Origin of the sequence: Roseinatronobacter domitianus (assembly GCF_023336755.1) — a bacterium.
Taxonomy (GTDB): Bacteria; Pseudomonadota; Alphaproteobacteria; order Rhodobacterales; family Rhodobacteraceae; genus Roseinatronobacter; species Roseinatronobacter domitianus.
The window spans coordinates 118,550-138,477 of the sequence record NZ_JALZWP010000008.1 but is presented as its reverse complement, the minus strand read 5'-3'; the positions used below and the strand labels follow the sequence as shown (position 1 = coordinate 138,477).

General features: G+C 61.3%; 20 protein-coding genes. 14 read left to right on the top strand and 6 right to left on the bottom strand.

Translation table 11 applies throughout. From position 1 onward, the window contains the following. Positions 1-253 precede the first annotated feature (253 nt). The 4 genes from galU to M3N55_RS09975 are packed head-to-tail and all read left to right on the top strand — an operon-like array spanning position 254 to position 4,293. The gene (galU, locus tag M3N55_RS09990; RefSeq protein WP_249058449.1) at positions 254-1,138 is read left to right on the top strand and encodes a UTP--glucose-1-phosphate uridylyltransferase GalU; all 885 of its coding nucleotides are present in this window, start codon (positions 254-256) and stop codon (positions 1,136-1,138) included. 18 nt (positions 1,139-1,156) lie between these two features. Further along, positions 1,157-2,170, top strand: coding sequence for a UDP-glucose 4-epimerase GalE (galE, locus tag M3N55_RS09985; protein WP_249058446.1), 1,014 nt, complete (start codon positions 1,157-1,159; stop codon positions 2,168-2,170). A gap of 54 nt (positions 2,171-2,224) precedes the next feature. Beyond that, the gene (locus M3N55_RS09980) at positions 2,225-3,331 is read left to right on the top strand and encodes a UDP-galactopyranose/dTDP-fucopyranose mutase family protein (protein WP_249058444.1); all 1,107 of its coding nucleotides are present in this window, start codon (positions 2,225-2,227) and stop codon (positions 3,329-3,331) included. Continuing rightward, positions 3,328-4,293, top strand: a complete 966-nt coding sequence (locus M3N55_RS09975) for a glycosyltransferase (RefSeq protein WP_249058443.1) — start codon at positions 3,328-3,330, stop codon at positions 4,291-4,293. The genes M3N55_RS09980 and M3N55_RS09975 overlap by 4 nt, the downstream gene beginning before the upstream one ends. Here M3N55_RS09975 and M3N55_RS09970 read toward each other — a convergent pair. From M3N55_RS09970 to M3N55_RS09960, 3 genes are read right to left on the bottom strand one after another with little or no spacing between them, the layout of a single operon-like run. Beyond that, positions 4,288-4,950, bottom strand: a complete 663-nt coding sequence (locus M3N55_RS09970; RefSeq protein ID WP_249058442.1) for a sugar transferase — start codon at positions 4,948-4,950, stop codon at positions 4,288-4,290. The two genes, M3N55_RS09975 and M3N55_RS09970, sit on opposite strands and share 6 nt — an antisense overlap. Beyond that, the gene (locus tag M3N55_RS09965) at positions 4,947-5,777 is read right to left on the bottom strand and encodes an NAD-dependent epimerase/dehydratase family protein (RefSeq protein ID WP_249058441.1); all 831 of its coding nucleotides are present in this window, start codon (positions 5,775-5,777) and stop codon (positions 4,947-4,949) included. The genes M3N55_RS09970 and M3N55_RS09965 overlap by 4 nt, the downstream gene beginning before the upstream one ends. Beyond that, positions 5,774-7,027, bottom strand: a complete 1,254-nt coding sequence (locus tag M3N55_RS09960; protein WP_249058440.1) for a DNA polymerase IV — start codon at positions 7,025-7,027, stop codon at positions 5,774-5,776. Before M3N55_RS09960 ends, M3N55_RS09965 begins: the two co-directional genes overlap by 4 nt. 106 nt (positions 7,028-7,133) lie before the next feature. On the opposite strand from M3N55_RS09960, the gene M3N55_RS09955 reads away from it, so the two are divergent. After that, the gene (locus tag M3N55_RS09955; protein WP_249058439.1) at positions 7,134-8,297 is read left to right on the top strand and encodes a mandelate racemase/muconate lactonizing enzyme family protein; all 1,164 of its coding nucleotides are present in this window, start codon (positions 7,134-7,136) and stop codon (positions 8,295-8,297) included. A gap of 7 nt (positions 8,298-8,304) precedes the next feature. On the opposite strand, the gene M3N55_RS09950 is transcribed toward M3N55_RS09955, so the two are convergent. The 3 genes from M3N55_RS09950 to M3N55_RS09940 are packed head-to-tail and all read right to left on the bottom strand — an operon-like array spanning position 8,305 to position 11,347. Beyond that, on the bottom strand, positions 8,305-9,345 hold the full coding sequence (locus tag M3N55_RS09950; protein ID WP_249058438.1) for an ABC transporter substrate-binding protein: 1,041 nt from the start codon (positions 9,343-9,345) through the stop codon (positions 8,305-8,307). Continuing rightward, entirely contained in the window at positions 9,315-10,682 is a 1,368-nt protein-coding gene (locus tag M3N55_RS09945) for a sensor histidine kinase (protein ID WP_249058437.1), read from the bottom strand. Before M3N55_RS09945 ends, M3N55_RS09950 begins: the two co-directional genes overlap by 31 nt. Then, positions 10,679-11,347, bottom strand: coding sequence for a response regulator transcription factor (locus M3N55_RS09940; protein ID WP_249058434.1), 669 nt, complete (start codon positions 11,345-11,347; stop codon positions 10,679-10,681). The genes M3N55_RS09945 and M3N55_RS09940 overlap by 4 nt, the downstream gene beginning before the upstream one ends. A 111-nt stretch (positions 11,348-11,458) precedes the next feature. Here M3N55_RS09940 and M3N55_RS09935 point away from each other — a divergent pair, with 111 nt between their 5' ends. The 9 genes from M3N55_RS09935 (at position 11,459) to M3N55_RS09895 (ending at position 19,922) form a co-directional block, all read left to right on the top strand. Further along, entirely contained in the window at positions 11,459-12,445 is a 987-nt protein-coding gene (locus tag M3N55_RS09935) for a tripartite tricarboxylate transporter substrate binding protein (protein ID WP_249058432.1), read from the top strand. An 84-nt stretch (positions 12,446-12,529) separates the two neighbouring features. After that, positions 12,530-13,018: a tripartite tricarboxylate transporter TctB family protein gene (locus M3N55_RS09930; RefSeq protein WP_249058431.1), complete on the top strand. Its 489-nt coding sequence runs from the start codon at positions 12,530-12,532 to the stop codon at positions 13,016-13,018. A 12-nt stretch (positions 13,019-13,030) separates the two neighbouring features. Next, positions 13,031-14,545, top strand: a complete 1,515-nt coding sequence (locus M3N55_RS09925; protein WP_249058430.1) for a tripartite tricarboxylate transporter permease — start codon at positions 13,031-13,033, stop codon at positions 14,543-14,545. After that, positions 14,535-15,731, top strand: coding sequence for a CaiB/BaiF CoA transferase family protein (locus tag M3N55_RS09920; protein WP_249058429.1), 1,197 nt, complete (start codon positions 14,535-14,537; stop codon positions 15,729-15,731). The genes M3N55_RS09925 and M3N55_RS09920 overlap by 11 nt, the downstream gene beginning before the upstream one ends. After that, positions 15,728-16,510 (top strand): citryl-CoA lyase, encoded by a 783-nt coding sequence (locus M3N55_RS09915; protein ID WP_249058428.1) that lies wholly within the window; start codon positions 15,728-15,730, stop codon positions 16,508-16,510. Before M3N55_RS09920 ends, M3N55_RS09915 begins: the two co-directional genes overlap by 4 nt. Beyond that, positions 16,494-17,516 (top strand): AbrB family transcriptional regulator, encoded by a 1,023-nt coding sequence (locus M3N55_RS09910; protein ID WP_249058427.1) that lies wholly within the window; start codon positions 16,494-16,496, stop codon positions 17,514-17,516. The genes M3N55_RS09915 and M3N55_RS09910 overlap by 17 nt, the downstream gene beginning before the upstream one ends. 72 nt (positions 17,517-17,588) lie before the next feature. Continuing rightward, entirely contained in the window at positions 17,589-18,026 is a 438-nt protein-coding gene (aroQ, locus tag M3N55_RS09905) for a type II 3-dehydroquinate dehydratase (RefSeq protein WP_249058426.1), read from the top strand. Positions 18,027-18,249: 223 nt separating this feature from the next. Beyond that, positions 18,250-19,626, top strand: a complete 1,377-nt coding sequence (gene cysG, locus M3N55_RS09900; protein WP_249058424.1) for a siroheme synthase CysG — start codon at positions 18,250-18,252, stop codon at positions 19,624-19,626. Continuing rightward, a complete protein-coding gene (locus M3N55_RS09895) occupies positions 19,623-19,922 on the top strand; it encodes a DUF2849 domain-containing protein (RefSeq protein ID WP_249058423.1) in 300 nt (99 codons plus the stop codon). The genes cysG and M3N55_RS09895 overlap by 4 nt, the downstream gene beginning before the upstream one ends. Positions 19,923-19,928 lie beyond the last annotated feature (6 nt).

Here is a 19,928-nt window from a genome sequence, read left to right as displayed (position 1 = left end):
ACAGAATAGCAACAACGCAAATGGACCAGCTTCCGGCACCAAGCCCCGTTTGATAACCCTCAAAGGCTTGCAAATACAATCTACAGTTGCCATGGCGTCGAAGCGCAGTGCGCCACGCTGTCACCGATCCGCGACGCTTGGGTAATGCCCGAATTCTGACCGTTCGGCGGAAATTCCGGCATTCTCCTTGCAGGCACGCACTCCTTCCGTATAGGTGAAGCGATAAATTTAGAGCAGTGCGGCGGGAATTCTGATGTCGAAAATAACAAAAGCAGTTTTTCCAGTCGCGGGTTCGGGAACACGGTTTCTGCCCGCGACCAAGGCGATGCCAAAGGAATTGTTGCCAATCATCGACAAGCCCATCGTGCAATATGCCGTGGAAGAAGCCGTCGCTGCCGGGATCACAGAGTTGATCTTCGTAACCGGCCGCAACAAGCGCGCCGTGGGCGATCATTTCGACGCCAATCTGGAACTTGAAGCGCAACTGATGGCGAAGGGCAAAACCGAATTGCGCGACATGGTGCGCAACATCGTGCCAGAAGGTGTCTCCTGCATTTTCGTGCGGCAGCCTGAACCATTGGGCTTGGGTCATGCCGTTTTATGTGCCGCACCGGCAGTGGGTGATAACGCCTTCGTCGTGCTGCTGGCCGATGACCTGATGCAGGGGACGGAACTTCCAACCGAAGCGCTTGTCCGCGCTTATGCCAAGAAACCGCAAACGGTGCTGTCCGTGTCCGAAGTGGACCCAAAAGACACGTCGAAATATGGAATTTTGAAACCGGGCGCGACAGATTCTGACGGGCTTATCAGCGTTGAAGGCATTATCGAGAAACCCGCCGTGGACAAAGCGCCTTCAAACCTTGCCTCTTTTGGACGCTACGTTTTCACGCCAGAAATTTTCGATGTCCTGCGCGGGTTGAAACCGGGTGCCGGGGGCGAAATTCAACTGGCCGACGCAATCGACCAACTGGCGCAAGCTGGCAAGGTTGCTGCCATCACAAACCCGTCGCGCCGCTACGATTGTGGCGATAAGTTCGGCTATCTTACGGCCATTGTTGATGTCGCGCTGGCCGATGCCGAGTATCGCGACCGTTTCCTTGACCTGTTGCGCGACCGAATTGCGCAAACCGCGCACTGACGCGGCGGAGGGCGCGACGTGACCGATACACCCGACGCCACGGCACCCAAGCGTATCGTTCTGGTCACGGGCGGAGCGGGGTATATCGGGTCACACGCCTGCAAACTATTGGCGCAGCAAGGCTTTACTCCCGTCACGTTTGACAGCCTGAGCACCGGCTGGGCACAAGCGGTCAAATTCGGGCCGCTGGTGCAAGCCGATCTGCTGGACCGTGCCGCGCTAGATGCCGCCTTTGCCGAATACCAACCTTGCGCGGTCATGCATTTCGCCGCGCTCAGCCAAGTCGGCGAAGCGACACGCGATCCCGGCCTGTATTGGCGCAACAATGTTTGTGGCTCTCTCAACCTGATAGAGGCAATGGTCGATGCGGGCTGCAGCAACATTGTGTTTTCCTCGACCTGTGCGACCTATGGCGACCAAGACGGGATTGTGCTGGACGAGGACAGCTCGCAAAATCCTTTGAATGCTTACGGCGCATCAAAACTGGCCGTAGAAGGGATGCTCCGCGATTTCGGCGTCAGTCACGGTCTGAACTCTGTGATCTTTCGGTATTTCAACGTCGCCGGGGCCGACCCAGAGGCCGAGATCGGCGAATGGCACCAGCCGGAGACGCATCTGATCCCGGTCATGATAGAGGCCGTGGCAGGCGCGCGCCCGGCGCTGGTTATCCATGGCAACGACTACCCCACCCATGACGGCACCTGCATACGCGACTACGTGCATGTGATGGACCTTGCGCGCGCGCATGTTCTGGGGCTGGACTGGCTGCTGGACGGGCGTGGCAACCGCGTGTTCAACTTGGGCACCGGGGTCGGTTTTTCCGTAGCAGAGGTGATTGCGCAATGCCGCGCTGGCACGGGGCACCGCGTGCCGCATAGCTTTGGGCCACGCCGCGCAGGGGATGCGGCGGCACTTGTGTCCGGCAGTCGTCGCGCAGTCGAGGAACTGGGCTGGACGCAGGAGCGGTCCTCTCTCAAACTGATGATAGAAGATGCATGGCGTTGGTATAAGACTGGCGGCTATTCTGGATAGCTGTCTGTAGCGTGCGTGAAGTCGCGGGCTAAGCCCGAAAACAGAATGGTGCCGATGACACGGAAATCACTTCTGATGGTCGGGGCAGGATTGTCCGGCGCGGTTCTCGCGCGTCAGCTTGCAGAGGCCGGGCACGAGGTGACGGCTCTGGACGCGCGCGACCATGTGGGCGGGAATTGTCACACCGCGCGCGATGACGACACCGGCATTCTGATCCATGTGTATGGCCCGCATATCTTTCACACCGATGACCGGGGCGTCTGGGATTACATCAACCGTTTCGGGCGGTTCCGGGCCTACACACACCGGGTCAAAACCAAGAGTGGCGGGCGCGTTTACACGATGCCCATGAACCTGCACACCATTAACCAGCTTTTCGACACCGACATGGCCCCGGCAGAGGCGCGCAATTTCGAAGAGCAGGCTCTGTCTATGCTGGGGCGCGAGTTGTATGAGGCATTCTTCAAAAGCTACACCGCCAAGCAATGGGGCTGCGAGCCCAAAGCAGTTCCCGCCGCCATTCTGAAGCGGTTGCCGTTGCGTTTTACCTATGACGACAATTATTTCTTCCACGCCTCTCAGGGCATGCCAGAGCAGGGCTACACGCCCATCGTTGCCGCCATGCTTGACCATCCACGGATCAGCCTGTCGCTGAACACGCGGTATGAGCGCCCGATGGCGCAGGGGTTCGACCATGTTTTCTATTCCGGGCCACTGGATAGCTGGTTCGGAGAAGATGCCGGTGCGCTGGGTTATCGCACACTGGATTTCGAAAGTCTGACCCATGACGGCGATTATCAGGGCTGCGCGGTCATGAACTATGCCGATGCTCATATCCCGCATACGCGAATTACAGAGCACAAGTATTTCGCACCTTGGGAGGACCATACCCGGACAATCTGCTACCGCGAGACGTCTCGCGCCTGTGGGCCAGCGGATATTCCGTATTACCCGATCCGCCTGGCAGAGGATAAGGCGCTTTTATCAGCCTATATCGCCCGCGCGCAGGCCGAGCGGGGTGTCACATTCGTGGGGCGTCTGGGCACCTATCGCTATCTGAATATGGATGTCACGATCCGCGAGGCGCTGGATTGCGCGGAATTGTATCTGGACAGCATCGCGCAGGATCGCCCCATGCCCGCGTTCTCGGTGTCACCATGATACCGGATCGCGCGACGGTTTGCGCAATTCTCGTAACGTTCAATCGGCTGGCACAGTTGCGGCAGACGCTGGCTCACCTGCTGGCGGAACCCTTGGACCGCATCGTGGTGGTAGACAATGCCAGCACCGACGGCACCGATGCCTATTTGCGCGGGCTGAATGACCCACGCCTTGACCATCTTCGGCTGGAACGAAACCATGGTGGCGCAGGCGGCTTCGAAGCCGGCATGCGCCATGCGGTCACACGTTACGACCCGGACTGGATGCTTTTGCAAGATGATGACGCGTGGCCCGCGCCCGGCATGCTCGTGCGCTTCCATGCCGCCGATAAAACTGGATGCGCGGCGATAGCCACCGCCGTGCGCACTGCGGATGGCCAGATTTGCGACATGAACCGCCCGCTGTTCAACCCGTTCCGCAGCTTGCGGGTGTTCTTGCGCACCGCACTTGGTGGCGGTCGCAAAGCCTTTCACTTGGCCGACACGGATTACACCAACCAGACCCCAATAGAGGTCGATGGTGGGTCTTTTGTGGGCCTGTTCGTGTCGCGCCAAGCAGTCGAACTTGCAGGCTATCCCGACGGTCGGCTGTTCCTGTATGCGGATGACGCCCTGTTTTGCCTTCACCTTCGCAAGGCGGGCGGGCGCATCGTCTTTATACCCGACCTGCACTACACCCATGATTGCAGCAGCTTCGACGCGGATGGCGCGTTGACCCCGGATTGGAAGCTGTATTTCTATCATCGCAACTTGCTGATCCTGTATCGCGCTGCGGCGGGTAGGCTATTCTGGCCCGCGCTTCTGGTTATCCTGCCGAAATGGCTGTGGCGGCTATGGGCCGGCGGTGGGAACAGACCTCGGCGCGCGCGGCTCATGCTGTGGGGTCTGCGCCATGGGCTGCGCGGCGATACGCGCTGGTCGCTTATGGACCTCCACGCGGAAATCGCGCGTCGAAACCTATAAGCGCGATGGATGATGCGCCGGGCGACGACGCGGTAGCCGCCTTCCCCGCGCCCGACCGGCCGAGCGCGCCACCGTCAGCGCGATGATCCACAGGTCTAGAACAAGGTTGGCATGTTCCTGATACAAAAGGTCGATCCGGGCTTTGCGTGCCACACAGCGGCGCGCATAAACCCTGTCGGTTTCATCCGGCGTGGCGCAGTCGCGCAAGATTTCCTCTTCGTGGCGGGCAAAGACAAGAGAGGCCAGCCCTGTCACACCGGGGCGCGACCGCAACACGCGAGCATAAAGATCCGGGAACTGTTCGACATACTGCCGCAAAGGCGGGCGCGGACCGACAAAGCTGATATCACCACGCAAGATATTCAGGAATTGCGGCAATTCATCCATGCGCAGACGGCGTAACTTGCGACCGAAGGGCGTTATGCGCGTGGATTTGTCCCCGCCAGAGACGCCGGTATCGGCCACGACATTGCGCATGGTGCGGAACTTCCAAAGCGCGAAAGGCTCGCCCGGTTTATACATTCGTTCCGAGCGGTAGAAGAACGGCCTGCCCTGTTTCCACCATTGCAGGATAAAAATCACGCCGAACACCGCTAAAGCCGCGGGGGCCAGAAAGACGGTGAAGCCGATATCGAACGCACGTTTGGACCAGGTCATGCGCCGTCGTTCCGTCGAGACGCGGCCCATGTCAAGCGCCACTCCGACACAAGCGATTCTGGCGTCGCGTGCGGCACCGGGCAGAGTGCTTGCAAGCAGCCCACATGCAGGCCCAATTCCGCCCGTGCAGTTGAGGGGGCAGGCCGCCACTCCCACGTCACCTGTGCGGCGGCAAGCATCGTATCCATACAGATCAATCCCGGTTGTGCCACATTCAACACAGATGGCAGGCGCTTGGGATGGCAGCACAGGTGCGCCAGCACCCGCGCCAATGTCATGGGGCCAATATAGGCGCGATGCGCTGCGCGCCCATCAGCGAATTGATCGAGCCGCGGGACACCCGCCAACGCAAGCCCGCCCAAAAGCGCGTCTGCACCGGCGACATTGCCAATGCGCAGACATGTCACTTTTAGCATGTCTGCCTGTGCCAATGCGGCCCGCTCCATGGCCAGTTTCGCCACACCATAGGGGGTTATCGGATGGCAGGTTTCATCTTCATCATGAGGCCCACAAGTCGCGCCATAGACCGCCGCGCTGGAGGTCAGCACAACGCGCCTTGCCCCAAGCGCGCGCGCAGCTTCCAGTGCCGCCAGGGCAAGATCGGTATTTTGCGCCAGCGCAGCACCTTGGGTTACGCCCGACAGGCACAGCACCGTATCGACCGGGGCGCAATCGGGCACCCGGTCTTGCAACGGAGCCCAGAGCAGCGCACCGGCAGGGGCATTGGCGCGATACTGCCACTGCGGAGCAACCGCTAAGCCTGGCCAGAATTGCCGCAGATAGGCCCCAAGACGGCCGCTTGCCCCCATAACCAGAACCCGGTTCATCGCAGGCTGCGCCCCTTGATAACTGCATCCGGCCCGAAACGGTCACGCAAACTGTCCATGGTGCGTTCCGCCTTGGCCCGTTTCGCAGCGCCGTGATCCAAAAGGTCCAAGGAGAATCCGGTGCCGTCATCGGCGGTCAGCTCTGAGATGCCCACCCCGATCAACCGAAACGGCCCTTGCCCCAGCGCACCGGCCAGCAAGGGCCGCGCGCTGCGCCAGATGGTATCGGCCAGCGTGGTCGGGCTGTCGAGTGACTGCCGCCGCGTCAGGCTGCGATGGTCGGCGCGTTTCAGCTTTAACGTAACAACCCGCCCCGCCAGCCCACGCGCCTTGGCACGGCTGGAGACCTGCTCGGCCAGCCGCCACAAATGACCCTCCAACACCTCAAGGTCGGCCAAATCCGCGCCGAACGTGGTTTCCTTGGAGATTGATTTTACCGCACGGTCGCGGCTGACGGGTCGCGCATCCTGCCCGCGTGCCAGATCATACAGCCGCATCCCCATGGACCCGAAGCGCGCCACCAGATCGGTGCGGTCCCAGCGTAGCAGGTCGTCAATGACAGCGATCCCTGCGCGCTCCAACTGCGCGCGCATCGCCGCGCCCACACCCCAGATGATACCCACAGGCTTGCCGCGTAAAAACGATTCTGTGTCAGCCTTTGCGATCACAGAAAACCCGCGCGGCTTGTCCAGATCGGACGCGATCTTGGCCAGAAACTTGTTATGCGACAGGCCGATGGACCCGGACAGCCCCAGCTCGCGTTCCATACGTCGCACCAGCCCGGCCAGCATGACCGCAGGCGGCGCGCCATGCAGGGCGGCCGTGCCCGACAGGTCCAGAAACGCTTCGTCCAACGACAAAGGCTCGATCGCGGGGGTCAGGTCCTCCATCATGGCGCGAATGTCCCGAGAGGCGGCTGTGTAGGCTTCAAACCTTGGTTTGACGACCACCGCTTCGGGGCAAAGCTGCAACGCTTTGAACATGGGCATGGCAGAGCGCACACCGTGAATGCGGGCAATGTAGCAAGCCGTTGTCACCACCCCACGCTGCCCGCCGCCCACGATCACCGGCTTGTTGCGCAAGGCCGGATTATCGCGCTTTTCCACACTGGCATAAAACGCATCGCAATCCATATGAGCAATGCTCAGATCATATAGCTCCGCATCGGCCACAACGCGGCGGCTGTGACAGGCCGGGCAACGCGGCCCGGCGGGAAAAGGAGACAGACACTCACGGCACAGAGCAGGCATGGGCGCAGATTAGCGCGGGCGCTGCGCCGTGGCGAGGGGCATTGCACCCTCTGGACCATTGCGCGCGCGGCTTCTAGGGTCTGCCCAAAAAGGGAGAACCAAAACCATGCGCATTCTGGACATCTGCGAGGTCACGAAGCCTATCGCGTCACCTATTCGCAATGCTTACATCGACTTCAGCAAGATGACGGCCAGCCTTGTGGCCGTCGTGACCGATGTGGTGCGCGACGGTCAGCGTGTGGTTGGCTACGGCTTCAACTCGAACGGGCGGTATGGGCAAGGCGGGTTGATCCGTGAGCGGTTCCGCGACCGGGTTTTGCAGGCGGACCCGGCGTCCTTGCTGGACGATACGGGCGAAAACCTAGACGCGCACCGCATCTGGGCCGCGATGATGGCCAATGAAAAACCCGGCGGGCATGGCGAACGCTCTGTCGCAGTCGGCACCATCGACATGGCGGTTTGGGACGCGATTGCCAAGATCGCGGGCAAACCGCTGTTTCGCCTGTTGGCTGACCGCTATGGCACCCAAGCCGACCCGCGCGTGTTCGTCTATGCGGCGGGGGGCTATTACTACCCCGGCAAGGATGACACCCAGCTACGCGCCGAGATGCGCAGTTATCTGGACCGGGGCTACACGGTCGTGAAAATGAAAATCGGCGGCGCGTCCTTGGCCGAGGATCAGCGCCGGATCGAAGCCGTGCTGAATGAGATCGGAACGCAAGCGCAACTGGCTGTCGATGCCAATGGCCGGTTCGATCTGGAAACCGCCATCGCCTATGCCAAGATGCTGCGGCAGTATCCGCTGTTCTGGTATGAAGAAATCGGCGACCCGCTGGATTATCAGCTTCAGGCCGCCATGTCCGAATTTTACCCCGGTCCAATGGCCACGGGCGAAAACCTCTTTTCCCATCAAGACGCGCGCAACCTGCTGCGTCATGGCGGCATGCGGCCGGATCGCGACTGGTTGCAATTCGACTGCGCGCTGTCTTACGGGCTGGTCGAATACCTGCGCACGCTGGATGTGCTGGACCAGATGGGCTGGTCACGTCGTCGCTGCATCCCGCATGGCGGGCACCAGATGTCGCTGAATATTGCAGCAGGTCTTGGACTGGGCGGGAATGAAAGCTACCCCGACCTGTTCCAACCCTATGGCGGGTTCCCGGACGGTGTGCAGGTAGAGGATGGCCATATCACCATGCCGGAGTTGCCCGGCATCGGGTTCGAGGGGAAATCCGACCTTATCACCGTCATGCGTGACTTGGCAAAGTGATACCCGTCTAGCGCGGCACGCGGTTCTGCTCCATCGCGTTTTCCCATTCAGCCAGAAACGCCCGCCGGTTCAGCGGGTCAAGGTAAGTCAGCAGCCCCGGACCCAGCCGGATCGGGCCAAAGCCCAGCGTCGGATCTTCCCCGGTCTGGCTAAGCGGTGGCAGAGGCCACTCTCCCGCCTCGTCGCGCAGGGCGAGGCGGATGAGCATATCCAGCATGGCGCCGGCGGCGGTCAACTCCTGCGCATTGACCGGGATGAACGCGGTGCGCAGCATGACATTTGCGAAATCCTCCATCCTCAGAACCTGCACCTGCCCACCAGAACCGCGCGCCAATTCCTCAGCGGCGTAGCTGCCAAGGACATTATAGGCCAAGGCAAGGCGGCCCGATGCGACATCGTCGATCATCTGGGACGAACAACAATAAAGCTGTGTGCCCAACCGGCCCATCACTTCGTTCAGACGCCAGAACGCATCGGTGGACCGGTCCTCTTGCGTGGCGAACAGGTATCCCAGACCACTCTCGCGCAGATCATAGGTGCCGATACTGTCGCTGAAGCGGTCGGGATTGCCACGCAGGGACGCGATCAGGTCTTGCCGGGTTGTGGGCAGGTCCAGCCCTGCAAAGCGCGCAGTATTGACGACCACCACGGCAGGTTCGGTGGTAAACGCATATATCTGGTCACGCCAACGGGCCCAGTCGGGCAACGCATCCGCCATTTCGGACCGATAAGAACGGGCAAACCCGTCATTGACCAGTTGAAATTGCAGGTCCATCGCAGAAGAAATGACAAGGTCAGCCTGCGCGCCTTGCTGAATAGCGCGATGCAGAACACTGGAGGACATAACCGAGTAATCCACCCCGATTTCGGGGCGTTCAGACTGGAAAGCCCGGATATAGGGCTCAAACACGTCCAGATCTGTCGTCGAAACTATCCGCAACACTTGCGGGCCGGTGCCCGGAAACATGCGGTAATCCTCGATCTCCTGGGCGGCAAGCGGCGCGACCAGCGACAAGATCAGGCCAAGGGCAAGACAAGCGTAACGCACGCACCACTCCCATTTTCGTTGTTGTGCAATTCTATATGCCCGCCATGCGCGCGCAGCACTTCCGAGGCAATGGTCAGCCCAAGGCCGGACCCGATGACACCCGCAATGTTCCCTCCACGCTGAAAGCGCTCCATCAACAGTTCCTTGGGTCCGTCGCCCAGCCCCGGCCCTTCATCCAGAACCCGCAGATGCGCGTTCGACCCGACCGTTTCAACCTTGAGTGTGACGGTCGTGTCCTCTGCCGAATACTTGATCGCATTGTCCAGAACATTGCGAATGGCACTATCCAGCAGAACCGCGTCACCCCGGACCTGTGCGGGCGTCAGGTCCAACGCCAGATGGATTTCTCGCATGGAAGCGGTCGGTTCCATACCGGCGGCGGATTGCGCGGCAAGCTCGGCCAGGTTCAACCGGTCGCGTGCAAGCTCTTCGACACGGTAAGCAACCGTAGCATGGTCCAGCAACTGCCCGGCGGAGCGCGCGCTTTCATCAACGGCCCGGATAATCCGGCGCAGACGTTCCTTTTCGGTTTCATCCGATACCGTGCGCAGGGCAATCTCTGCCTGAACCCGCACCGTGGCCAATGGCGTGCGGACGCGATGCGCGGCCTCTGCAATGAAATCCTCTGAGCGGCGCAGCGACAGACGTAACCGTTCCATCAGGCGGTTGAGCGCGGTCAGCAGCGGGGCCAGATCGGCGGGGGCGGCGCGCGACAAGGGGCGCAAATCGCCCGGCCCACGACGCGAGACAGACGCCGCGATCTGGTTCAACGGTCGCAACGACATGCGCGCGGCAATTGCAGACAACGCGACAGCCACGAAGAAAAAAGCCACCGATAAAATTCCGGCCAAGCGTGAGATATCGGATATGACCGCATCCACCCCGTCGCGGGTCTGCGCCACAGTCACGGTCACGACCACGCGATCGGCCCCGGCCAAAACAACGCGCATGACAGATGCCAGCCGGATCGGAGCACCCCGATAACGCCCGGTATCGAACACCACCTGCCCCATTATACCGGGCGCGGGCGCGGGCAGATCGTCATACCCGGTCAGCACCGTATCCCCGGAAGAAACACGGTAATACACCCGGTCCTCGCTGATCGCGCCCAGCATCGCAAAGGCGGCATAGGGCAGTTCCAGCCGCACTGCGCCTTGTTCGCTGCGCAAGGTCTCGGCAATCGTGGTGGCAGACGCGGCAAGGACGTTGTCTTGTGTGTGGGCGGCCGCCTGCGCAGCAAGGCTTCTCACCATGCCCCAACTCAGCAGCGACAATAGCGCTGCAACCCCGGCCAGCAGCAATGTCAGGCGTTGCCCGATGGACGCCGTATGGATCATTTATCATCCGTTTCCATGCGGTAGCCAAGGCCGCGCACTGTATCTATTCGCACCCCCATCCCGGCGATCCGGCGGCGCAACCGCCCGACATAAACCTCTATAGCGTTCTCTGTCACCTCGGCATCGTAAGAAAATAGGTGGTCCATGACCTGCGATTTCGACAGGATCTGGCCGGGATGGCGGGCGAAAATTTCCAAAAGGCGGATTTCGCGATTGCGGAGGTCCAAGGTCGTGCCATCGTGTTGCAAGGTGCCCGCCAGCGGATCGAACAGCGCGGCCCCCAGCGCGATCTGGTTGCGGGCAGACCCACCGCGACGGCGCAGCACGGCGCGACAGCGCGCTTCCAGCTCGGAAAAATCGAAGGGCTTGGTGATGTAATCATCCGCGCCTTGGTCGAGCGCCCCCACCCGGTCAGAAACTTGCGCCCGCGCCGTCAACACAATAACCGGCGTTTCCAGATGCGCACGGCTGCGCGACAGGAACTCGCGCCCATCGCCGTCGGGCAGCATGACATCCAGCAGGATCAGATCATAGCTTGCAGCCGCAAGGCAATCCTCCGCCTCTGCCAGTGTCGCGGCATGGTCAATCGCGTGACCATCCATAGCAAGACGCTTGAGGATCGCCTCTGCCAATTCGCTGTTATCTTCCACCAGCAGGTAACGCATGATGGGTGTCCCTTTTGGAATGACAGCTTCGTGTCAGGCTTCTGTCAGTTTTCTGTGATCTGCAAGGATCATGGGCGGCAGAGGACCGCCTGTCAAATGGGAGGACGACCAATGAACACCTATGGGTGGACCCGCCGCGCGGTTATCGCAGCGGCAACTGCAACCGTGGCACTGGCCGGGGTTGCGCAGGCTGACGATCATAAAATGATGGATGCTGTGCATTTCCTGATCCCTGGCGGCGCTGGCGGCGGCTGGGACGGCACTGCACGCGGCACCGGCGAGGCGCTGGTCAATGCCGGGCTTGTCGGCAATGCGACCTTTGAAAACATGTCGGGCGGCGGCGGCGGTGTGGCCATCGCCAACCTGATCGAGAACGCCATGAGCAGCCAAGGCACGCTGATGGTCAACTCGACCCCGATCGTGATCCGCGCGCTGACAGGCGAGATTTCGCAAAGCTTCCGCGACCTGACCATGGTCGCAGGCACTGTTGGCGATTACGCGGCGCTGGTCGTAACCAATGACAGCCCGCTGCAAAGCATGGAAGAGGCGCTGGCCGAATACCGCGAAGACCCGCTCGGTTTTGCAATTGGCGGCGGCTCGGTTCCCGGTGGCATGGACCATCTGGTCGCAGCTATCGTGATGCAGGGCGCCGGTGAAGACCCGACTGCCTTTAACTACATCGGCTATGATGCGGGCGGCGAAGCCATGGCGGGCTTGCTCTCGGGCGAGATTGACGCGCTGTCGACCGGCTTTTCCGAAGCGATTGCACTGGCCGATCAGGGCGAAGTGCGCATTCTTGGCGTGACCGCACCAGAGCGCGTGCCCGCCTATGACGCAGCCCCCACCTTTGCCGAGCAAGGCATCGACGCGCAATTCGTCAACTGGCGCGGGTTCTTTGCAGCCCCCGGCCTGCCGGAAGAGCAGCTTGCCACCTATCAAGAGATGCTGGCCGCGATGATGGAAACCCCGGAATGGGAAGAAGTCCGCGCCCGCATGGGTCTGGTCAACATCTACCGCCCCGGTGACGATTTCACCGCCTTCCTTGAAGCGCAGGAAAAGCAACTGGGCGACCTGATGCGCGAGTTGGGCTTCCTCTGATACTGTAGCCCGTAAAGCGGCTGGCCTGCCTTATGGTTGGGCCAGCCGCATCTCATTTCTTGAAATCGAAAAAGGGGATGACAGATGGCGCTCGATCGCTGGATCGCGCTGGCCTTCATCGCGCTTGTGTGCGTGTATGGCTACGCGGCTTTCTTTACCATGGATGACAGCCTGCCGCCGATCTTGCGGCGCAACCCGATCTGGCCGTCGACCTTCCCCAAGATCCTGACAATTCTGGGGCTGATCGTCGGGCTGGTGGTGCTGTTCACCCCGAAACCCAAGTCAAATGCCGCGCCCAAAGACGGCGCAATCGACCTGACCCGTCTGGGCGATTACCACATCTGGCAGGCTTTGGCGCTTCTTGTGCTGATGGTGGCCTATGCGCTGACGCTGCGCCCGCTGGGCTTTGTCGGCTCGACCATTGGCTTTCTGGTCCTTGGCTCTGTCCTGCTGGGTGAGCGACGGTTTCATATCCTGCTTCCCGTCGCCGGCATTGCCGTCGGTGCGATCTGGTATCTGGTGCAAGAGGTGTTGGGGATATTCCTGCGCCCTTGGCCTGCAATGTTCATGTAAGGGGGCACCACAATGCTTGAAGGTTTGCTAATCGGCCTGTCTGCGGCGATTTCCCCGTTCAACCTGATGATGGTGGTCATGGGCTGCCTGATCGGCACCCTGATCGGGATGTTGCCGGGTCTGGGGCCAATGTCCATCATCGCCATCATGATCCCGGTTGCCATCGGTATTGGCGACCCCACGGCAGCGCTGATCCTGCTGTCGGGCGTCTATTATGGCGCGATCTTTGGCGGCTCGACCAGTTCCATCCTGCTGAATGCACCGGGGGTGGCGGGAACCGTCGCCAGCTCCTTCGACGGCTACCCGATGGCGCGCAAGGGCCAAGCGGGCAAGGCGCTGACCATTGCCGCCATCGCCAGTTTCGCGGGCGGCACCATCGGCGCGGTGCTACTGATGATCTTCGCGCCCGCGCTGTCATCGGTCGCGCTGCTGTTCCATTCGGCGGAATATTTCGCGCTGATGGTCGTGGGCCTGTCGGCCATCGCGGCTTTTGCGGGCACCGGCCAGGTCGCCAAGGCGTTGATGATGACCATTCTGGGCCTGATCCTTGGCACCGTGGGCGAAGGCGCATTGTCGAACATGCCGCGCTTCACCTTCGGGATGATGGAATTGCAATCGGGCTTTTCCTTCATCACGCTTGCCATGGCCATGTTCGCCTTGCCCGAAGCCTTGTTTTTGGTCATGAACCCCGCCCGCGCCGCAACCGGCGATAGCGGGAAAATCGACAACCTGCGTATCAGCAAAGACGAAGCCAAATCCATCGCCCCCGTCATCGGGCGGCAATCGGTGCAAGGCTTTTTTATCGGGGTTCTACCCGGTGCGGGCGCGACCATTGCCAGCTTTCTGGGCTACGCGGTCGAACGCAACATCGCCACCAAGGAAGAGCAGGCTGAATTTGGCAAAGGTTCTATCAAGGGCCTGGCCGCACCCGAAACCGCCAATAACGCGGCTTGCACAGGGTCTTTCGTGCCGCTGCTGACGCTGGGCATTCCCGGTTCCGGCACCACCGCCATTCTGCTGGGCGCGTTGCTGGCGCTGAATGTCACGCCCGGGCCACGGCTGATGACCGACACGCCAGACGTGTTCTGGGCGGTTATCATTTCCATGTATATCGGCAATCTGGTGCTGCTGATCCTGAACCTGCCGCTGATCCCTTACATCGCCAAGATCCTGACCATACCGCGCAGTTTCCTGATCCCCTTCATCCTGTTCTTCACGCTGATGGGCAGCTATCTGGGGCAGAACAATTCCACGGAACTTCTGATCCTCGTGGGCTTTGGCGTGGTTGCGACGATCCTGCGCTTTGCCGATTATCCGCTGGCGCCGCTGCTGATCGGGTTTATTCTGGGCACCATGTTGGAAGACAACTTCGCCCGTGCCATGCAGCTTTATCGCGGTTTCGGATTCATTCTGGAACGCCCGATGACGCTGGGCCTACTGGTGCTGGCAGCACTTCTGGTGCTATTGCCCAGTTTCCGCACCTATCGCGCACGCAAACGGGCAGAGGGAGTAGCCGATGGCGACTGATCCGCTGGCAGGCATTACGGTTCTGGACCTGACGAATGTTCTGGCCGGACCGTTTGCCTGCCACCAGTTGGCGCATCTGGGAGCCGATGTCATCAAGGTAGAGGCCGTGGGCCGGGGCGATCTGGCCCGCAACCTTGGCGCGGACCCGGAACTGTCGGCGCGCGGCATGGGCATCAGCTTTCTGGCCCAGAATGCAGGGAAACGGTCGATCACGCTGAACCTGAAAGACGCGCGCGGCAAGGACGTGCTGAAACGACTGGTGCGGACTGCCGATGTGCTGGTCGAAAACTTCCGCCCCGGTGTGATGGACCGGCTGGGGCTTGGGTATGGCGCTCTCAAGGCGGAAAATCCAAACCTGATCTATTGCGCGATATCGGGCTTTGGACAAACCGGGCCATGGGCTGATCGCCCTGCCTATGACCAGATCGTGCAAGGCGCATCGGGGGTAATGTCGGTGACAGGCGAGGCGGATGGCACGCCCACCCGCGTGGGCTACCCGTTGGCCGACACGGTCGGCGGGCTAACCGCCGCGATGACAATTTGCGCAGCGTTGAACGCCAACCCGCGCGGCGCATTCATAGATGTGCCGATGGTCGATTCGGTTCTGGCCACAATGGGCTGGGTCGTATCGAACCACCTGATTGGCAGGGTCATGCCCGAACGACAAGGCAATGAGAACCCGACCTCTGCCCCCTCTGGCGCGTTCCAATGCGCCGATGGGCTGTTGAACATTGCCGCCAACAAAGACGAGCAATGGCAAGTTCTGGCGCGTCATCTGGGCCGCACCGACCTGCTGGACCATCCCGATTACGCCACGCGCGAGGACCGCAAACGCAACCGCCTGCGCCTGCGGGCAGAGTTGGAAACCGTGCTCACCACCCGCCCCGCCGGGGCATGGGCCGAAGAGCTGAACGCGATCGGTGTGCCTGCCGGTGCCGTGATGACGGTGCCAGAGGTTCTGGCGCACCCGCAAATCACTGAACGCGATCTGCTGGCGCGGTTCAAGCACGCCCCCGGCGTCGGTCGCGCAATTGACGTCATGCGCATCGGCGCGCTGATTGACGGTGCGCGCCCGTCTGTTGCCACGCCGCCACCTGCCTTGGGGGCAAATAGTGCCGACATCCTCGGCGGCTTGGGGTATAGCGATCAAGAGATCGACAGGTTGCGCGCAGAAGGTGTGACATGACAGACAGAAACGATGTGGCAGATTGGTGGCGCACTGCGATCATCGACATGGAGCCGGGGCGCATCCATCTGCGCGGACATCCGGTGCAAGAGTTGATCGGCACAACAGGTTTCGCCCAAATGATCTGGCTCATGGTTATGGGAGAACGCATCGACGGCCCGCGCGCGGCCCTGTTCGAGGCGGCTCTGGTCGCGGCGGTTGACCACGGCCCACAAGCCCCCTCTATCGCCGCCGCGCGCATGGCGGCGACCTGCGGCGTCGGGCTGCAATCGGCCATGGCGACAGGGCTGAACATGCTGGGCAACGTGCATGGCGGCGCGGGCGAGCAGGCGGGGGCGCTTTACCAACAAGCCCTGACAGCAGGGCCAGACACGCTGGGGCAAACGCTTGACCAATGGCGCAGCGAACATGGCCGCTTCCTGCCCGGATTTGGCCATAGGTTCCACAAGCCCGTGGACCCGCGCGCGCCGCGCCTTCTGGCATTGGTCGATGAGGCAGCGCAGAGCGGCGCGGTCGGGGGACGCTTCGCCATGATTGCCCGCGCCATAGAAGCACATCTGGCGCTAGAGCGCGGCAAACCCGTGCCGATGAATATCGACGGCGCCACAGCGGTCATCTATGCTGAACTGGGCTGCCCCCCACCACTGGCACGCGGTTTTTTCGGCCTGTCGCGCAGCGTTGGTTTATTGGCCCATGCGTGGGAACAGACCGAACAGGGCGGGCGCAACAAGGGGCCAACCCCGCCGGGTTACAGGTGGACCTATGATGCTGACAAATAGCACGGCGCTGCAAACGCTGCTGACACTGGCCATCGGGGTCGCCGGCGCTGCTTTGTTCTGGGCCATCGGATTTCCGGCCTATCCGCTGACAGGACCGGCGACGGCGGTATCGCTGGCAACGATCATGGGCGCGCCAACCCTGATACCGCCCTTGTTGCGAGACACCGTCTTTGTCGTGATCGGGCTATCCATCGGCAGCACGGTCACACCGGAAGTTCTGGAAACCGCCCTGGCATGGCCCGTCTCTTTTGCGATTCTGATCGCCACTCTGGCGGCCATTGTTTTCGCGGCCCGAAGGGTGTTGCAACATGGGTTTCGCTATGATCGCAGCACCGCAACACTTGCGGCCATGCCGGGGCATTTAAGCTTTGTGCTTGCCATTTCAACGGACTTGAAAGTCGATGTCCCCCGCATCGCCCTTGTGCAGACCGTGCGCGTTTTGCTGCTGACGCTGCTTGTGCCGGTGCTGATTGTGCTGTGGGGCGTCGAGGGGACAAGCAGGCTTGCAGATGCAGGCCAGATTGGCTCAATTTCTCTGTCGATACTGTTCCTGCTCGCGCTTGGGTTGGGGCTCGTGTTCAAACGCCTGCGAGTACCAGCGGCCCTGTTGATCGCCGCCATGGCGGTATCGGCCTTGGGGCATGGCAGCAACCTGACGCCGGGCACGCTGCCCCAACCGCTGCTTATGGGTGCCTTCATCTGCATGGGGTCGCTCATCGGGACGCGGTTCCGCGGCTTTGATCGGCGCGCACTGCCCGGTGCCCTGTTGGCAGGTAGTATCACCACCGTGATCGCCTGTGCCGTTGCGGCAGGGGGCGCGTTACTTGCAGCAAGGATTGTCGACATTCCGGCGGCGGCGCTGCTTCTGGCATTTGCCCCCGGCGGGGTCGAAATAATGGCCGCGCTCGCCATCGAAACCGGGCTGGAACCGGCCTTTGTCGCCGCACATCACGTTTTCCGACTATTCGCGCTTGTCTTGCTTATTCCGTTGTTCCTGCGGCGCTGAGGTATCTTTAACATGGCCTTGCGTGCGATCCGGAGTTACAAAATCGCCACGCGCCGCGAAAGGACATGACGTATGCCCAGCCTTATCCGTATTCTGAACGGCCCCAACCTGAACCTGCTAGGCCAGCGCGAGCCAGAGATTTACGGTCGTGCAACCTTGGCCGACGTGGAACGCGCTTGCCGCGCGCTTGGCACCGACCTTGGGCTGGACGTGTCGTTTGACCAGACCAACCATGAAGGGCAAATCGTGGATTGGGTGCAAGAATCGCGCGGTGTGGCGGCGGGGATCATCATTAATCCGGCGGCGCTGACGCATACCTCTGTCGCGGTGCTGGATGCGCTAAACATGTTCGACGGCCCTGTCATAGAGCTGCATATAAGCCAAGTTCATAAACGCGAATCGTTCCGCCAGCATTCCTATGTCAGCCAGCGCGCAGATGCTGTCATGGCGGGATTTGGCGTGCAAGGCTACGAACTGGCGCTTCGGCACATGGCGCATTTGCTGGGCTGAACTGCCCGCAGCATGTGGGCGCTGTCCGAAATTGGCTGGTCACGCCCGGAATAATTATTCCAGCATCCGCCCCCCTTTGGAACAGGTTTAACCCCAAAGGCAATGTAGCGGAAGATATGCGAAAATCCCTCTGATTAAGAATACAAAGTTCCTTCTTTTTGTGGATATATGGCATTATTCGGGAAATAATTTCATAACTGCCTTGTAACCCAAGAGGCAGACCATGCAGCATTTCCCGATATTCCTGAACCTGCGCGGCGCGCATGTCGTCATTGGCGGCGGGGGTGACGCTGCCTTTGCAAAGCTGCGCCTGCTTCTCAAGACAGAGGCGCGGATCACGCTCTGCGCGCCCGCGTTCCTGCCAGAGATCAGCGCATTTCGTCCTCGCGTGACGCTGGTGCGGCGCCCCCTGCTGGGCTGCGATCTGCATGGGGCGCGGCTGGTCTATGCCGCCACTGAAGATGATGCCGAAGATGCCCGCATCCGCGTGATCGGGCAACAGGCGGGTGTGCTTGTCAACGTGGTGGACAATCTTGCAGCGTCAGAATTCATCACCCCGGCCATCGTGGACCGCGACCCGGTTGTGGTCGCCATCGGGACCGAAGGCGCCGCTCCGGTTCTGGCGCGCAAGATCAAGGCGCGGCTGGAAAGCGAATTGCCCGCCGAGCTTGGCACGCTGGCGCGCATTGGCAAAGGGTTCCGCGCAATGGCAGAGCATTTGCCCAAAGGGGCCGCGCGACGCGATTTCTGGGCAGAGTTCTACGACCGGGCCGGGCCTAGCGCGCTGGCCGCCGGTGAAGATGCCGTGCGCGAAACGCTCGACACCCTGCTGTCCCGCCATTTGGCAAAAGACCCCGCGCCCGGACATGTCGATTTCGTCAGTGCCGGGCCGGGTGATCCCGAGCTTCTGACGCTGAAAGCGCGCAAGCTCTTGGACCGCGCCGATGTGGTCATCCATGACCGTCTTGTCAGCATCGGCATTCTTGAACTGGTGCGGCGTGAAGCGCAGATCATTGGCGTTGGAAAAGAGGGCTACGGCCCATCTGCGTCGCAATCCGATATCAACACGCTGCTGGTCAACCATGCTGCACAGGGCGCACATGTGGTGCGTCTGAAAGGGGGAGATGCCAGCATATTCGGTCGGCTGGACGAGGAGACACACGCGCTCGACGCCGCAGGTATCGGCTGGCAGGTCATCCCCGGAGTTACCAGCGCCAGCGCCGCTGCTGCCGGCCTTGGCCAAAGCCTGACACGGCGCGGACGCAATCGCGACCTGCGGCTGGTTACGGCGCATGACATGCAGGGCTTTGCCGAAGCCGATTGGCGCGCTTTGGCCGCACCCGGAGCGATCACAGCCCTATACATGGGCAAACGCGCCGCACGGTTCGTGCAAGGACGGCTACTGATGCACGGTGCCAGCCCGAATATGGATGTGGCGATCGTGGAAAGCGCGTCCTGTCCCGATGAGACACGCCTTCAGACCACGTTGAACGACCTGCCACACGCCGCCGCGAAGTTGCGCGGCCCGGCCATAATTCTTCTGGGCCTGTCCCCACGCCGCGCGCAACAGACCCAAACCGAAACGGAGCTAGCACTATGAGCCGCGAATTTACGCCTTCTGTTCTGACCGCAAATGACCTGCTGGATGGCGATGTGATCTATCTGGCCCCATCCGGGCTTTGGGTGCGCGATCTGGCCCAAGCATATCTGTTCACCGATGCCAGCAATGCCGCAGAAGCGCTGGACATGGCCGAAGGCCAACAAGACCGGCTTGTGGGAGCCTATCTTGCCCCGGCGCAGCCCGGTCCCGATGGTCCCGCGCCCGGCCATTTCCGCGAGGCGTTCCGCGCGCAAGGCCCATCCAACTACGCCCATGGCAAACAGGCCGAAGCATAGCAGGAG

Bases quoted from the DNA above. Each gene is read 5' to 3' on its own strand.
- galU (WP_249058449.1), top strand. From the start codon at position 254: ATGTCGAAAATAACAAAAGCAGTTTTTCCAGTCGCGGGTTCGGGAACA.
- M3N55_RS09980 (WP_249058444.1), top strand. From the start codon at position 2,225: ATGACACGGAAATCACTTCTGATGGTCGGGGCAGGATTGTCCGGCGCG.
- M3N55_RS09975 (WP_249058443.1), top strand. From the start codon at position 3,328: ATGATACCGGATCGCGCGACGGTTTGCGCAATTCTCGTAACGTTCAAT.
- M3N55_RS09970 (WP_249058442.1), bottom strand. From the start codon at position 4,950: ATGACCTGGTCCAAACGTGCGTTCGATATCGGCTTCACCGTCTTTCTG.
- M3N55_RS09965 (WP_249058441.1), bottom strand. From the start codon at position 5,777: ATGAACCGGGTTCTGGTTATGGGGGCAAGCGGCCGTCTTGGGGCCTAT.
- M3N55_RS09960 (WP_249058440.1), bottom strand. From the start codon at position 7,027: ATGCCTGCTCTGTGCCGTGAGTGTCTGTCTCCTTTTCCCGCCGGGCCG.
- M3N55_RS09955 (WP_249058439.1), top strand. From the start codon at position 7,134: ATGCGCATTCTGGACATCTGCGAGGTCACGAAGCCTATCGCGTCACCT.
- M3N55_RS09945 (WP_249058437.1), bottom strand. From the start codon at position 10,682: ATGATCCATACGGCGTCCATCGGGCAACGCCTGACATTGCTGCTGGCC.
- M3N55_RS09940 (WP_249058434.1), bottom strand. From the start codon at position 11,347: ATGCGTTACCTGCTGGTGGAAGATAACAGCGAATTGGCAGAGGCGATC.
- M3N55_RS09935 (WP_249058432.1), top strand. From the start codon at position 11,459: ATGAACACCTATGGGTGGACCCGCCGCGCGGTTATCGCAGCGGCAACT.
- M3N55_RS09930 (WP_249058431.1), top strand. From the start codon at position 12,530: ATGGCGCTCGATCGCTGGATCGCGCTGGCCTTCATCGCGCTTGTGTGC.
- M3N55_RS09925 (WP_249058430.1), top strand. From the start codon at position 13,031: ATGCTTGAAGGTTTGCTAATCGGCCTGTCTGCGGCGATTTCCCCGTTC.
- M3N55_RS09920 (WP_249058429.1), top strand. From the start codon at position 14,535: ATGGCGACTGATCCGCTGGCAGGCATTACGGTTCTGGACCTGACGAAT.
- M3N55_RS09915 (WP_249058428.1), top strand. From the start codon at position 15,728: ATGACAGACAGAAACGATGTGGCAGATTGGTGGCGCACTGCGATCATC.
- M3N55_RS09910 (WP_249058427.1), top strand. From the start codon at position 16,494: ATGATGCTGACAAATAGCACGGCGCTGCAAACGCTGCTGACACTGGCC.
- aroQ (WP_249058426.1), top strand. From the start codon at position 17,589: ATGCCCAGCCTTATCCGTATTCTGAACGGCCCCAACCTGAACCTGCTA.
- cysG (WP_249058424.1), top strand. From the start codon at position 18,250: ATGCAGCATTTCCCGATATTCCTGAACCTGCGCGGCGCGCATGTCGTC.
- M3N55_RS09895 (WP_249058423.1), top strand. From the start codon at position 19,623: ATGAGCCGCGAATTTACGCCTTCTGTTCTGACCGCAAATGACCTGCTG.